Source organism: Flavobacterium sp. SLB02 (genome assembly GCF_009664855.1).
In the GTDB taxonomy this organism is placed as follows: Bacteria; Bacteroidota; Bacteroidia; order Flavobacteriales; family Flavobacteriaceae; genus Flavobacterium.
The window spans coordinates 4,189,588-4,205,175 of the sequence record NZ_CP045928.1; the positions used below are offsets into that span (position 1 = coordinate 4,189,588).

Annotated in this window: 11 protein-coding genes; all 11 read right to left on the bottom strand. The window is 30.1% G+C overall.

Annotated elements, in window-relative coordinates; genetic code table 11:
- On the bottom strand, positions 1–2,901 hold the full coding sequence (locus GIY83_RS15380; RefSeq protein WP_208682349.1) for an NHLP bacteriocin export ABC transporter permease/ATPase subunit: 2,901 nt from the start codon (positions 2,899–2,901) through the stop codon (positions 1–3).
- A gap of 11 nt (positions 2,902–2,912) precedes the next feature.
- Positions 2,913–5,111, bottom strand: coding sequence for an NHLP family bacteriocin export ABC transporter peptidase/permease/ATPase subunit (locus tag GIY83_RS15385; protein ID WP_208682351.1), 2,199 nt, complete (start codon positions 5,109–5,111; stop codon positions 2,913–2,915).
- A 9-nt stretch (positions 5,112–5,120) separates the two neighbouring features.
- Positions 5,121–6,383, bottom strand: a complete 1,263-nt coding sequence (locus GIY83_RS15390; RefSeq protein ID WP_208682353.1) for an NHLP bacteriocin system secretion protein — start codon at positions 6,381–6,383, stop codon at positions 5,121–5,123.
- 14 nt (positions 6,384–6,397) lie between these two features.
- Entirely contained in the window at positions 6,398–7,963 is a 1,566-nt protein-coding gene (locus GIY83_RS15395; RefSeq protein ID WP_208682355.1) for a TolC family protein, read from the bottom strand.
- Positions 7,964–7,972: 9 nt separating this feature from the next.
- On the bottom strand, positions 7,973–8,512 hold the full coding sequence (locus tag GIY83_RS15400; protein ID WP_208682357.1) for a cyclic nucleotide-binding domain-containing protein: 540 nt from the start codon (positions 8,510–8,512) through the stop codon (positions 7,973–7,975).
- Positions 8,513–8,728: 216 nt separating this feature from the next.
- Positions 8,729–9,382, bottom strand: a complete 654-nt coding sequence (locus GIY83_RS15405) for a helix-turn-helix transcriptional regulator (protein ID WP_208682359.1) — start codon at positions 9,380–9,382, stop codon at positions 8,729–8,731.
- Between the two features lie 581 nt (positions 9,383–9,963).
- Positions 9,964–10,626: a response regulator gene (locus GIY83_RS15410; protein ID WP_208682361.1), complete on the bottom strand. Its 663-nt coding sequence runs from the start codon at positions 10,624–10,626 to the stop codon at positions 9,964–9,966.
- Positions 10,627–10,632: 6 nt separating this feature from the next.
- Positions 10,633–12,687: a sensor histidine kinase gene (locus GIY83_RS15415; RefSeq protein ID WP_208682363.1), complete on the bottom strand. Its 2,055-nt coding sequence runs from the start codon at positions 12,685–12,687 to the stop codon at positions 10,633–10,635.
- A gap of 83 nt (positions 12,688–12,770) precedes the next feature.
- Positions 12,771–12,923, bottom strand: a complete 153-nt coding sequence (locus GIY83_RS15420) for a hypothetical protein (RefSeq protein WP_208682365.1) — start codon at positions 12,921–12,923, stop codon at positions 12,771–12,773.
- A gap of 592 nt (positions 12,924–13,515) precedes the next feature.
- Positions 13,516–15,030 carry a type 2 lanthipeptide synthetase LanM gene (lanM, locus tag GIY83_RS15425; RefSeq protein ID WP_208682367.1) on the bottom strand — a complete coding sequence of 505 codons (1,515 nt, stop codon included), beginning with the start codon at positions 15,028–15,030 and terminating at the stop codon, positions 13,516–13,518.
- 134 nt (positions 15,031–15,164) lie between these two features.
- The gene (locus GIY83_RS15430; protein ID WP_208682368.1) at positions 15,165–15,512 is read right to left on the bottom strand and encodes a hypothetical protein; all 348 of its coding nucleotides are present in this window, start codon (positions 15,510–15,512) and stop codon (positions 15,165–15,167) included.
- Positions 15,513–15,588 lie beyond the last annotated feature (76 nt).

Consider the following 15,588-nt stretch of genomic DNA (forward strand, 5'->3'; position numbering starts at 1 on the left):
TTAGGCAATTTGACGTTTAGCAAGTTCTGTAAACAAACCTTCCATTTGAATTAGCTCATCATAAGTTCCTGATTCTTTGATTTCGCCTTTTTCTAAAACAAAAATACGGTCAGCATTTTTTATGGTACTCAACCTATGTGCAATAACGATGCGGGTAGCCTGAAGTTTATCCAAACTTTCTGCAACAATATTTTGAGTCCTATTATCAAGAGCGCTTGTTGCCTCATCCATAAATAATAATCTGGGTTTATGAACAATTGCTCTGGCAATCATTAATCTTTGTCTTTGACCTCCTGAGAATGTACCTGCTCCTTCACTGATAAATGTATGCATTTCCATAGGCATATTCTTTATGTCATCTTCCATACCGGCCATGCGTGCTGCAACCCAGGCATCTTCTAGTGTTAATTCTGAATTACCAACAATATTTTGATAAATACTACCTGACATAAGCGCTCCATTTTGCAACACTACACCTATTTGTCGCCTTGTAAGTTCTTTATTCATTGCATCAAATGTATTACCATCATAGAATATAGAACCTAACTCAGGGTGTTCAAAACCTAAAAGAAGTCGCATAATTGTTGATTTTCCAGAGCCAGACGCGCCTACAAAAGCAACCATTTCGCCAGGTTTTATTTTAAATGTAACATTTTTTAAAATTAGTGGTTGATCTTCATAATATCTAAAAGAGATCGAATTTAGTTCAATTTCACCCATTAATTCGCCTGGATCAATACTGTCTTCTATCGATTCTGGTTTTTCTTCTAAAATTGGCTTTACTCTTTCGTACAAAGGAATAACGCTAAGCGAAGAAATAAAGGCCATACTTAATCTTAAACTATCATTTAAAAATTTATTAAAAGAAATGATAAAAGCCATAAATGATCCTACAGATAACATTCCGGAATCTTTAGATTTTAAAACCGTATAATATATAAATGAAAAAAATAATATACTTGTAAAAAGGGGATAAGAGCTATTAAAAACTTCTACAAAGTTTTGATAACTTCCTGAACTAAATCCTAATTTTTTTAATTTTGAAAACTTGTCACCCCATAAAGAAAAGATTCTTTTTTCACCTCCGGTGATTCTTATTTTGCTAATTCCGGATAAAAATTCGAAAAGGAAACCTTGAATTTCTCCTTCGTATTTAGACACCTCCCGATCATATTTCAATTTTAGCCAGCCCATTAAAACCATAAAAGCAATAGCAATTAAAGCAAGTCCAACTCCTACCCATGCTAAACTCGAATCATAATAAAAGAGAAGTAATAAATTAACAAATGAGAATGCCCCACTAAGTACCACCGTCATGAGTGTATTAGAAAGAATTTGTCTAATTGAGTTAATACTTAAAACTCTATTTGTGAGATCACCGGCAGTATATTTTTTATAAAAAGTTACAGGCAAGCGAAGTATATAATCCATTACTCCAGCTTGTAGGTTAACACTTGATTTTGATTCTACTCTCATTTGTAAGACTCCCTGAGTAAGTTGAAGTCCGGCAGATACCAAACCTATAATGATCATAATCGTAAAGATTTCTAAATGTATAGATTTATCTGCAGTTGGTATTACATCATCATATATCATCCCGGATAATACAGGAATTAACAAACCAATCAGACTTCCAAATAAAGAAGCAAGTAACAATAGTCTGGCGTCTTTTTTGACACCATTGGTAGCAAAACTTAATACTTTTTTTATGGAATCCATTTTTATATCAAATCCAGAAAAAAACATATAACCTATAGGATCTAAAGATTCGGCGATTTCATTATTAACAACAGTTTCAGTCCCCTTTGAAAGATTTTTGATGATGTAAGTTGTAGAATTTTGCTGTATAAGAGCAACAGGCTCATTAGACTCTTTTACAAATGCTAATAAATGCCCATTTTCATCTTTCCACCATACATCTCTCAAAATAACTTTTCGTATTCTTACTTTAGAACTTTGAGCAATAGCATATAGAAGATTGTTTGTGTTAGGTATGTCTGATTCAAAATGTTTTGGTTCTACAAATTTAAAACCAGCATTTTCTCCAATTAATTGACAGGTTAAGTAAAGTATGTTTTGTTTTTTATTATTCGTGAGGTGATGCCCTTTTTTTTTACTGCCCGTAACTATAGATTTTATTTTTTCTAAAGTGTGTTGTAATTCTTCTTCCTGATAAGTTAATTTATCATTGAGGTTATTGTTTTCGAACAAACTATTGATCTCAATGTTTTTGCAAAGCTGATTGTAAAAATGGGCTTGTAATTTTTCTAAGGAAATTAAAAAATTAATTTCATCTTCTAAAACTTCTCTGGTACTCATCAATTTTAATTCAGAAAACTCAGATAAGGATTTAATCCATAACTTATTACAAACAGGAATTGGAAATTTAAGGGCGTCGTTAAAGTTAATAGTTTCCTGTTCTGAGAAAACAGAAAGTTGTCCATGAATTAAACTTACCCAATTTATTCCCTGAGAAGGGTATGCTATCAAATTTTGATTTAAAATAAAATCATTATAGTTATCTAACGTGCTGTAAGCTTTTGGAGCATTACCTGAATTAATTTTAAATGAAGTTTTTAATATCCATTTATCAATCATACCCTTTAGAAAGAAATGATCTATAGTAATGAGTTCGTGTTTGTTTATAGATAGTAAATTAGCTTCATTTGAAAAAACAATTAAACGAATATCATCTTTACAGTCAGGGGATAGCAAACTAAATAATAAGTCCCCTTTTTTTGCAGAGTAAAGATATTTTAACGCGCATAAGTATTCTCCGTTTTCATCAACTCTAACATAAAACACATTTACCTCACCAGAAACTACCATCCAAAACTTGCCTGTGCTATTAAGTATCAATGGTTCTTCAACTCCTATGTATATTTTATCTTTCGTTGACATATCTTAATTTTTTATTTTGTTTCAATCAATTTTACATAAACACCATTTAGTTTTAATAATTCTTTATGAGAGCCTCGTTCTACAATTTTACCAAGCTCCATTACAATTATCTCATCACAATCCATTATAGTACTTAATCTATGAGCAACAATTAAACAGGTACATCCTCTTTTCTTAATATTATCCATCACATTTTTTTCTGTGGTAGAATCTAATGCGCTGGTAGCTTCATCCATAATCAAAATTGTAGGGTCGCAAACTAAAGCTCGGGCAATTTCAATTCGCTGGCGTTGTCCTCCGCTAAAATTCGAACCACCTTCTAGTACAGCGCTATCATATCCGTCATTTCTGGCAGCAATAACATCATGAATGTCAGCATCTCTTGCTGAGTTTATAATGTTTTTTTCAGGAATCATGGTGTCCCAAAAAGAAATATTTTCTTTAATAGTACCATTAAACACCAGAACTTCCTGATCTATTACCGCTAATGATTCGGTAATAATATGTCTGGGGATATCTCTTCTGTTCTTATTATCCAATAAGATATCTCCTTCCCATGGATCATAAAGTCCGGAAGCTATTCTTGCAACAGTTGACTTTCCGCTGCCGGAACCTCCAACTAATGCTACTCTACTACCCGGTCTTAATTTTAAATTAAAGTTTTCTATTAATGCAGGCATAGTGCGAGTATATCCAAAAGTCACATTCTTCATTTCGAAGTATCCTGTCAATTTGTTATTAGTAAATTGATCATTTGTCTTTTGAGTATTTTCATTTTCAGTGGCTATAAATTGTTTGTCAATTTCATAGTTCATTACATCATCAATGCGTGCCATATCACTTTCTGTTTCTTGTAGCAGGGCTGCTACTGATACAAGTTGGTTTACCGGAGTAATAAAATTATTCATTAAATAAGTAAAAGCAACTAAAGCTCCTAAGGTCATTTCTCCTTCCATTATCCGTAATGCACCTATTCCTAATATTAAAGTATTTGTTAAAGATAAAATTAGATTAGGAAGTATATTAAGCCTTATTGTTAACCATCCAAATTCTTGTTGCGCATTCATTACTTTAGCCAGATATCCTATCCAATTGGTAAAAAAATCATTTTCTCTACCAGAGGATTTTAATGTTTCAATCATACTAATTCCTGAGGTGGTAGTGCCTAATAACTTTCCCATTTCATTGCTTAATCTTCGGCTTCCGTCTTTTCTGGCTGTCGAAACATACTTTAAGGCAACAACATTTAGTGTCGCCATAAAAACACCAATTACAGTCAGGAGAACATCATAAGAGAACATTAAAATGGCATAAAAAATCACAACAATAACATTTAATGCCGCATTTGCTAAATCCCCGCTTAATAGTTTTGCTACTTTATCATTTAATGAGACCCGATTACCTATTTCGCCACTGTATCTTTGAGTAAAAAAAGCGATTGGTAAATGAAAAACATGCCAAAGAAATTTACTGGAAGTTACCAATGCAAGTTTTGTTTCTAATTTAAGCAAAAAGTATTGCTGGAGATAAACTAAAGAAGCATTGACAATTAGAACTACACCCATAATTAGTAAAAGGGGCATTACAAAACCTGAGAAATTATTAATCAAATATTTGTCTATAAATATTTTAAGGAATGAAGGAATTACTAAACCAGGAATTACTAAAAACAAGCTTGCTATAACAATGTAGATAATACTTAATTTAGAATTGGCAATTCTTGAAATTAAAGAGGGTATTAATCCTTTTTTCTCATTTCCTTTTTCAAATTCTTTTGTAGGGCTAAAGGTTAAAACCACACCTGTATAAGAATCGTCAAATTCTTTATGACTCACATAATACCTTCCTTGCGCCGGGTCACTAAGGTAAACTCTCTTTTTTGTAAAACCCTCCAGGACTAAAAAATGGTTAAAGTTCCAGAAGATAATTGATGGCGTTTCTAATTGCATCAGTTTTTCAATAGATTTAGCATATCCTTTTGCTTCTAGTCCATACTCTTTTGCTGCTTTTAAGATATTGGTAGCCTTCAAGCCATCTCGTGATACCCCACAAGATATTCTCAATTTTTCTAATGGAACAAACTTGCCAAAATATCCTAAAATAATACTTAAAGCTGCAGCACCACATTCAACGCTTTCCATCTGCAAAACAGTGGGTACTTTAACAGGTTTAGCTTGTTTTTTTATAAGTAAGTTTATGTTATTTTCCATTTTGATAGATCAATATAGGTCGAAAAATTTCTTAAGTGCAGGAACAACTAGTGTTACAGGAGGCTCTCGTTTGATCGTAATTTTACCTAAACATGATGTGCCTTCTCTCAAAAAAATATCGGGCCCTTTAGCAGAAGTCCATTTATAGCCACTATATGACACAGGGTCCTTTTCGAAATCAACGTAAACTTCAAACAAAGGACCACCTACTAAAAGTTGCTTTGTAAGTTGATCATTTTTAACAGAAGTTAGCATTCCTTGTTGAGTTATCGGAAAATCAGATACATAAGTTACTTTCGCTTTTATAAAACCATATTCTTCAGGTTGTACGGTCGAAGGTACAATTAGAGCTTCCATTCCTTTTTTAATTTTTTTCCCATCTTTAGATGGGATATAAAGAATTCCTCTTAATTGTGATTGTTTTGTGTTAAGTGTATTTTTAAGTTTAAATAATGGAGATCCTGCTGATACTACAATTCCGGCATCGGTTAAAACTTCAACTACTTCTCCGTCATAAGGACTTTTTACATTTCTTTGATTGTCATATTTTTCAGTTAAAAACTTAAGATTTCTTTCAGATTCTGCAATTCTTTGTCTTTGTAATGTAACTTTCTGTTGTATATCAAATCCCAAATCATTTTGTTGACGGGATGTTTCTACTATTTGTCCTTTTAATCTTTCGATTGTATTTCTAGCAAGTTCTATCTGTTGTTTTGTATTTGCAACTTGCGATTTAGTTATTAAACTTTTATCAAGAAGTACATTCTCTGATTCCAGTTGATTATTCAGAAATATGATCTTCTTTTTTTCTGATTCGATTTCCCCTGTAATACTTACACGCGATTGGCTAATTATTTTACCTTGTAATTGAGTGCCTTGATTTCCGTAAGAGGTTAGCCTTTCCATTTCAAATTTTCTGTCCGACAGTACCACTTTTGCATCTTCTATTTGTTGAAATAATTCTGGTTGTCGTATTGTAGCGATAACATCTCCTTTTTTAACGTTATTACCTATGGCTATTTTTAACTCTACTAATTGACCTTGTGCTGTAGCAACTACTTCATGAATATCCCCACCTAATACAACCCCAACTACATCTAGTTTTGTTTTTACAGTACCCATAAATGACCAAATTACTGCTGTAAAAATTGCTACTATAATTGTAATTAGAGCTATCCAGGCTTTTGTTCCGGTAACCTTAATCAATTGATCCAATTTTTCCGGAGTAGAAAGTTTCTCTAATGCCGATTTTCTAAAAAAAGGTGCTGACATAACTTTATATATTTTTAATTTTCCGTGTTAGGAATAGTATAAAATGCATTTTGAGTAATTTTAAACCCAAGATCCTCTTTAGAAATAAGAGTCCCGGTTTCATGTCTAAGAATTATGATTGCATTTGAAAATTGTTGCTGTGCGTTTAAATTCTGTAATTCTGAAGAAGTAAGTCTTTCCTGAAATATCATTAAATTTAAAAGAGTTGTTAAACCCGCTTGAAACTTTACCTGTTCGTTATTATATGCATTTTGACAAAAAACAAAAGCTTCTTTTGATTTTTCAAGAATTATAACACTGTTATTTAGATTATTAATTGCTATATCAATATTCAATTCAATATTTCTATTGTTATTTTCATTTATGGTGGATTGATTTTGCAAAGCGACTTTACTTCTTGAATAATTCCCTTTTGCAAGATTGTTATTCAGTGGAAAAGAAAATGTTAGTTTAGCTCCGCCTCCAAGATCCTGACCTTGATTATTAGAAAAAGAAGACCAGGATTTATCTACACCATTTCCAACGCTTGCACCTCCATAAAAAGCAAATGCCGACAAATTTAATTGAGGCTTTAGATTATTTGTGGCTACCAGATATTGAAGTTCTATTGCTTTATATTCTTCTTCAATAGCCTTTAGGTCACCTCTCTTATCCTTAGCCATTTTAATAAGTGCATTTTTATCAATAGTACCATCATATCCAGATTCTAAAATAGTAGGAAAGTCATTAACAGGAATATCCAATCTTTGACTTTCTTCATCGATTAGACCAATAACTCGTCCTAAATTTAATCTTGCATTATATAGATCTTGTTTTGCAGCAGCGGTTTGCCTTTCCTGATTACTTAAATCGGCATTGACCTGAGCTAAATCACTTTCTGGTTTTTTATCTGCTTTTACAAGTTCAATAGTCATATCTAATACCTCTCTTACCCTATTTTCATTTTGAATATAAATGGATAGGCTCTTATATGCAGTATAGTAACTCCAATAGGCAATACCAATTTGTTCGATTTCATATGAATTTGTAAATTCATAATCATATTTACTTTTATTAATATAAAAAACAGAAGCTTTTTCTAAAGCTGTAGTTATCTTTGCTCCTCTTGCTCTTAAAAGAGGTTGGGTTAATTGAAGATTAACAGTGCTAAGATGATTACCATAAAAAGGGCCAACAAACTCATTAAAATTATTATAGGGATAATTACTATTATTATAATTATACTTTAAACTTAGATCTACTATTTGTCCAGAACGTAATGTTTTCTCTAAGCTTGTTGAAACACCAAATGAATTACTTTTCAGCGTTTTATCGACGTATTTAGTTCTGGAATCAGCATTAAAAAGATTGTATTTTTCATTTTGATAGTTAACTTCAGAATTTAAGTTAAAATCAAAAATACTTTTTTGAACCTGGAAATTAGCTTCGGCATTAGTGATAGAGTAATTAGCGATTTTAATAGTTGGACTTTTATTAAATGCAATACTTGAAACCTCTATTAAATCGCATTTAATTTTGGACTGACTATATAAAATAGTACTACTAATCAAGAAAATGCAACCCAAAAAGTAATTCCTCATATTCAAGCTTTAATAATTAACACTTAACTTAACTTCGGAAAATTTATTTAATATTTGACCAAAACGCGCGCCAGCCTGAGAAACCACATCTAGTACTTTTGTATCAATTAAATCCTCTTCTTCAGGAATCCCATATCCTAATCGATCTGTTGTTTTTCTTAACCTATTAGAAAGAAATAATGCTAGTGAGTAATAAAAATTAGCTTTAAAATCCGGATTTGAAGAAAGTCTCAATTCTATTACATTTCGGGATATTTTATAAACTACAGATGTTTTTTTTGAAATAACAGAAACTGAAGGAGGTCTGGATTCTAAGAAAGACATTTCACCTATAACTTCTCCTGCTCCCAGAAGAGCCACTTCTTCACCGTCAATTTCATTTGAACAAACAGACAATTGACCTGATAGTAAAATGTATAAACTATCTACATAGTTTCCTTTCTGGATCAGTGTCTCTCCAGTTTTTAATTCTATTTTTTGTCCATTCTGGATCATCCATTCCAGGTCTCTGTCATCTAATTGGCCTAAGAAAAAAAGCACTCTTTTCATAATATATATTTTTAAGGTTATGGTTATTTAATTCTGTTTTATTTTAAAAAAATTAATTAAAGAATTTTATAGATTTTGATAATCAGTAATAATTATGGAGTCTTTAACAACCATAGCCTAATCCAGCCTAAACTATTATCGTTTAACTCTATATTTTTTTTAAAGTAGATTTAAATGAAATTCTGGATTTGATTACTACTTTTTTATCAGACTCTTTTAGGCTAATGAGTTTATTAATGCTTTTGGTGATATATCATATTGACTACTGAACAACTTTGAAAAATAATGCGAATCACTATATCCAACAGAATAAGAAACCTGAGAAATAGAATCTTGAATATAATTATCGATTAATTGCTTTGCTTTATGCAACCTTAATATGCGTATGTATTTGTTAGGAGTTAAGTAAACTAAATTGGCAATTTTTCTATGCAGTTGTCTTTCACTTACAGCCATTTTATATGATAAATCGCATAAATCCAGATCGTTTTTAGAAATAGAACTATAAATTTCCTTTTCTAAGTTTATCAACCAATTCTGATCCTTTTTTGTAACTTTTTCAGGAGTTATCTTATTTGAGCATAAATCCTGAACATTCTTATTTGATTCATAAATATCAAAAATATCAGGTCGGCTTTGTACTGTTAAGCTTACTGATTTAGATTTAATTTCATTTAATATTTCCTCAATAAGATCATTAATTTCATTACTACTAGAAAAAATAATTTCATTTTTAGTCTCGTTCCCGGGTGTGCCAGCTGTGCTGGCTGTAATAATAGAATCTAATGGACTCTTTATATGCAAGAATAGATGATTTAAAATATCTGGTGAAGACCAATCTATTACAGTTTTTTTTGCTGTTGTATTCATGATTTGTAATGGTAATTAATTCTATTGATTAATAATTTTCAAAAATCGAGTACTACTATCTTTTTAAGCAACCTCAAAGTCATTTGATTTTTGTTTTTAAAAATCTCAAAAACAGATTTTTAAAAACAACTAATAGGCTTTTATTACTTAACTAGCGTTCTGTTGTATTGGCTTTTATAAACTCCAAAATTTTAGTTATAAGTAATTCCGGAAGTAATTTGATATGTCAAAACTAGTGTAAGAGTTTTGTAAGGTTTTACACTTAAAGTGTAAAAAAAGTTAAAATCAGAAAGATTAGAGAAGATTACAGAAGATTACAGAAGAATATACCTAAAACTGATCATGGAGTCACATTAAAAAATAGTCTAAAAGGAACTCTGATAATAATCAACATCTAAAAGAGAAATACTAAATTTTGATTTTTTTATTATCTAAGAAAAAAATTCTGAAGAAACGAAGGATAGTCGCAAAAGGATTTACATAATAAGTTTTCAAGTAGTTACTAAATAAAGTATTTGTAACGTACTTTTTCTGCTTCGTCGAATGACGCAATTATATAACAAAGTAGTCTATAAAACTCTCTATATCATTTGTAATAATCTACACTCACGCAAAATGTCTTCGTCGTTGCCTTTATCAATACCTAAAATATCCTTTATTTTACTTTTGCGTTTTTTCACAGTGTCTTCAGAAACTTTTATAGTATTTGCAATGGTTTTTATTTGACATCCTTTAGAAATAAGTGTTATGATTTGGCGGTCAATAGCATCAAAATGACCTTCGGCTAACAAGCGTTCGGTTTTTGCTTTTTTAGCAGTTTTACTAAAATAGCTTTCCCCCGTCATGATTTTTTCATAAGCCAACAACAATTCTTCATCGTCGAAGTCAGTTTTGACCATAATTCCGTTGACATGAGTTTTTTGATAAATGTTGTATAAAATAACACTTTCAAAATGTGAAGTAATAATTAATGTTTTTGCACCAGGAATGTATTTGTGAACTAAAAGGGCTAAATCTCCACCATTAAAAATGTCCTTTTCAGGAAAAGAGGGTAAACTATAATCGAGCATTACCAAATCAAAAGGAATTGGTTTTGTTTCATTTGAAATACAATCGTAAGCAGCCTTACAATTGTTTGCAGAATGAAACTCTAACTGATGCCCTAACTTATTGTGAGAGAGAATAGTTTGATATCCAGTAATCATCGAAGAATGATCTTCAACTATTAGTATTTTTTTTGTCATTGGTAGTTAAAACTCAAAACTATTGAATTCTATCGGAATTGACAAATTTATTTTTGTACCTATATTTTGTTTGGATTCTATAGAGAATTGTCCCATAAGTTCCAGTGCGCGATGATGCATGTTTTTTAATCCAATTCCTTTTTTTGTTTGCATTACATCAAAACCTTTACCATTGTCGGCAATTTGAATACTTATACCTGTTTCACTTTTAGCAATTGTTATTGTTATTATATTAGCATCGGCATATTTATTGATGTTTTGTAATGCTTCCTGAAAAATTCTGTAAAGATTCATTTTTACATTTATATCGACCAGTAACCAGTCTATTCTCTGATCAATTTCTATACTTATTTCAGTTAATGGATTATTATTTAATTCTGTGAATAATGCTTTTATCGTTGTTTCAAAATCATCAGATCCTGAAAACACATTCGTATTTAGTTCGTGTGTTAGATTGCGGATTTCTTCTTCGATATTTTTCATCTCAGCAATATGTCCCAAATGTTTTTGTATTGATTCTGGTGATTGATTATATTTTATTTCGTATAAATTCATTCGAATTGCCGACAATTTTCCAATTATCCCATCATGGAGTTCTCTCGAGATGCGCTGTTTTTCGATAAGTTTGCCTTCTTCCATTTTTTGTTGATTTGAAAGCATCAAATTATAAATTTGCGAATCGTTTAGAGCTTGTTCTTGTTTGCGAAACAATTTTTCAAGTTTGATATTTTTGTTTTTGTGATATAAAATAATCAACAATAACAATAGTACCAAGGCACTCATGATAGCATATAAAATGAATTGTTTTGAGATTTCATTCTTTTTATTCTCAACCATTTTTTTTTCCTGGATTAGTTGGTCGGTTTCAAATTCTATCCGGGCATATTTATTACGAGAAGTACGCTCAACATCCTGAAGACTATCTTTAAGATGAATGTATTTACTTGTATAAAAGAATTTTTCCTGAGGATATGCTAGGGGCAATAAATTAAGAATTCTGAGCTCGTCTTCAAAAAAATTATTTTTATGTGCTTGCAATTGCGCGTCATTTAAATAGCCTTTGGCTTTTAAAGTATCTTTTTGATTTAAATAATATTCACCTAAATAGATTTTTGAGGTTATCTGAACAGGAATACTATTGATTTTGTTGCCAATTTTTAAAGTTTCTTCAAATTGTTTTAATGAGGATTTCTTACCCAGTTTAAATTTAGAATAAGCAAGCTTATTGGTAAGGTAGCAATAAATTGGAGGGTCTATTATTTTGAAATTTGCTATAGCTAATCCTTGTTTTGCAAATGCAATAGCTTTTTCATATTTATGGGTTTTTACATATATATTAGCAATATGATTGTACGGCTGACATTTGTAGGATAAATAATTTGAATTTGATTTTAATTTTTCCGAAATCTCAATAGCTTTGTTGTAATAATCTACAGCTTTTTCATAATTATCCAGACCTACCAGTGTGCTTCCTAAAGTGAGATAACAATTATAAATTAGTAGATTATTTTTTTTTTCAATACCAAATTTTAATGCTTCAATCGCTAATTTTTCAGCCCCTACATAGTCATTTTTAAAAGATAATATTTCTGCCTTCCAGATCTTTACATTACCCAATAAGTTCTCATTTTTTTTTTTCAGAACGACTTTTTCTGATTTTGTAAAGTAATAATAGGCCGAATCATATTTCGTTTCTTTATTATAAACAGTGGCAATACTGTAGCTTACATTTTGAATAGCTTCGTTATCTTTTAATAAAGTTGATTTTCGATACAGCTTTTGCAGTAATTCAAGACATTTATCACTCTCTCCTAGTTGTAAAAATGAATCTGCCAACTCAAAATAATAGTCAGCCGACATCACTAAAGTATCATTTTTTTGAATAATTTCAGAAGCTAATGACGCCTTTTCTAATCTTTCTGCTTTAGTTTTGTTTGTGTCTGTCGAAGTTGAAATTAACCAATTTAACTTATTGGCATTTGAAGCGTAAGAATTTTCATTTTTACGCTCGCATCCAATAAAAAAAATACTAAAAATCAATATTGTTGTAAATAGTTTCAATCGTGCTTGATTAGAATAAGAGTAAAAGTACATTTTTTTAACTTTTTAATATGTTTAAAAATAATACTAAAAAACTTAAATGGTTATTTTTTTGGTGGGATTATACTACCAGGATTATTTGGATCAACATCTGCCTGAACTTTTTTAGGTGTATCAGTTTCAATTTCGTCAGCAGTACAAGAATTTAAAGTAGCTAATAGGACTATGATTGCAATAATATAAAAAAAATGTTTCATGGATTTTTGGTTTTGATTAGAAAATATTGGTTTGAGCAACAGTATTGTAATGGTCGTTGCGTTCTTAAAAAATGCTTTTCAGGAATTCCTTGTACTTGTAATATTACATGACAAATCTAGGTCGATTCTAAAGTTTGACTTTAGACTAAAAGTGTAAAAAACGTTAAAATTCTTACTTTTAAAGTGTTTCTATTTGAAAAAAAGTTTAACTATTCCGGTTGCAAACAATATTCTCTTAAGGAAGGAAGGAAGGAAGGAAGGAAGGTTGAACTTCATAGATAAGTCACCAATAAAAATGAGATCATATTATTGGTAATAAGAAAATATTACCTTTTTTTATTTAAGTAGTAGTATGACTCAATAAATAATAATAATAATAATAAAAGCTATACAATCCCGAGAAGCTTCAGGACATGGTTTTACATTTTTTTTTGATTTAAATATGCTAAACAATATAAAACTCTTCCAGCTTTTTTTTGGAAATGTTTTTAAAACTTAAAAGAGAGAGTTCTTGCAAAAAACTGTAAATCAAAAAAAAAAAAAATGAAATACGTAATCGGTTTTTTCATTTAACTATGTTTATTAGTAAGCCTTATCTAAGACTTTCTAAAATTATACTTTTTTGAAATTCTAAATCTTCTAATGAAAGTTTGTTTAGTTTTCTTTCTATATTTTCTACTGCACTAAATTCGAAGAAATCTTTAATTACTCCAAACTCTGTATGTAAATCTCTGGAAGATGAATTTACCTCAAAATAAGGAATGTCTCCCTTTAACATTTGTGCTGTTTCGTGTTTAATGATTAAACGCAAATTAGAGTCTGTTGGAACGTTTCTAAAAGCAGTTGAAAGATAGTTTTCTATTTTTTGTTTGTATTGATTTTTATCTTTTTGATTTTTAGGTAAATTCATTAATTCTAAAATCTTAGCATACACACTAGTAGCACGCCATATATGCCTTATAGGAATATTATGAAATCTTTGTATAGGAGAATCTTTAGATAATAAAAGCGTCTTTTGTTTTAATAAAAAGGTATAACATTGCTCAAACCCCATAAGAAATTCTTCCAAATGTTCTTGAATAAATATTTTCTCCCCATTTAAGGTAGGAACATTGTTTTTAATATAACTCGCTTTGATCTCCTTATTGACCATCTTCCAATCTTTAGTGTATCGATTAATTCCTGCTTTTTTATAATAAAAGCCATAGGTTTTTTTTGAATATCCCAAACCGCATTTTAAACAAGAAAGAGATTCTTCGTTTTTACTAGGCAACAAACCAGAATTAAGCACTGTATCAGCTTTTTCATCCAAATTAGATTTGTCCAAATTAGATCCTTCTAAATTAGATTTGTTTAAATTAGATTCCCCAAAATATTCATCTAATTTATTATTAATCTTTGGCTGTATTATGGTTTCATGATCGATAAATACAACCGAATCTCCATTAGCAATAAGATTTTCTGCATGAAAATCAGAGGAGTTTAATAAATACAAAATGCATAATGAATATCCTGTTCTTTGGTAATATTTTTTAATTTCTTCTTCTGTCTTACAGGGTTGTTCTGTTACAAATTCTTGCCAGTGGTATTGCGCTTTATTTAGGATGTTGTACTTATAACTACCCAAAGAAAAAGAATCATTAAACCAATCTAATAGTTGAAAAAAAGGAAGTGAAATGGCACCATTACCAGGTTTATAGACCAGGTTATTGTTTTCAAACTCAATTATAGCTGTCGACGAACCATTATGAAAGTCACCTTCGCCTATTTTAATGTCTTGAATTTTCCCTTCTTTTTGCTTAGTCAAACCATTATTAAACAAATCAGCAGAATCATTTTTATAGGAACGTATTATTTTTTCATACAATTTCTGAATATTGTTTTTTTGCAATGGCAAAACCTCTTCTAAAACTGGAAATAGTTGGTGAAGACTCTTCCATTCATTCTTTTTTAAATCTTCAAAAAAATCTTCAAAAACTAAATTTTCATTATTTGCTATACAAACAGACAATAACTCTGTTATACTTTTTTCATATAAAGAGCAAATAACAAAATTGGTTTTTTCTTCCACTAAGAATGGTCTGTCTTTTATATTCACATTTTTCATCTTATTAGTTTATCAAAAATATTTAATTACATATTTTATGTTAGGACAGTATTTTAAATTTAAAAAGCTTTAAAACAAAATAGGCTGTTTGGTTTTTTCAAACAGCCTATTTTATATGTTAAATCAAGTGGTTGTTAGAAGATACAAGAAATACTTTTACAACTTGAATACTCTGGCGCAATCTGTAGTCCTCCTGCAACTTGATCTAAGTCTTCCTGACTTAATTCAATTGCGTCTTGATCTCCATCAAATAAAATATATTCCAAATCTGATATATTGACATATAGAGTGTTTTTATCTGTTTGATCATAAACAACTACTTTTCTTGTCTCCTTTGCTGCATAACCTGGATAAAGTTCGTTTATAGCTTCTTTAGGATTATTTAGCAATCTTTCTCTATAGCTAGCATCATTAAGACCTTTAAGGATAACTTCTCTTGTTTTTACTTTTGACTCGTCTGTTAATTCAATTTTAGTACTCATAATTTTAAAAATTTTAATGTTTATATTTAATTTTAATGTTATTTTTTTTGTTTATTAACAACCTACTTTATTTCTT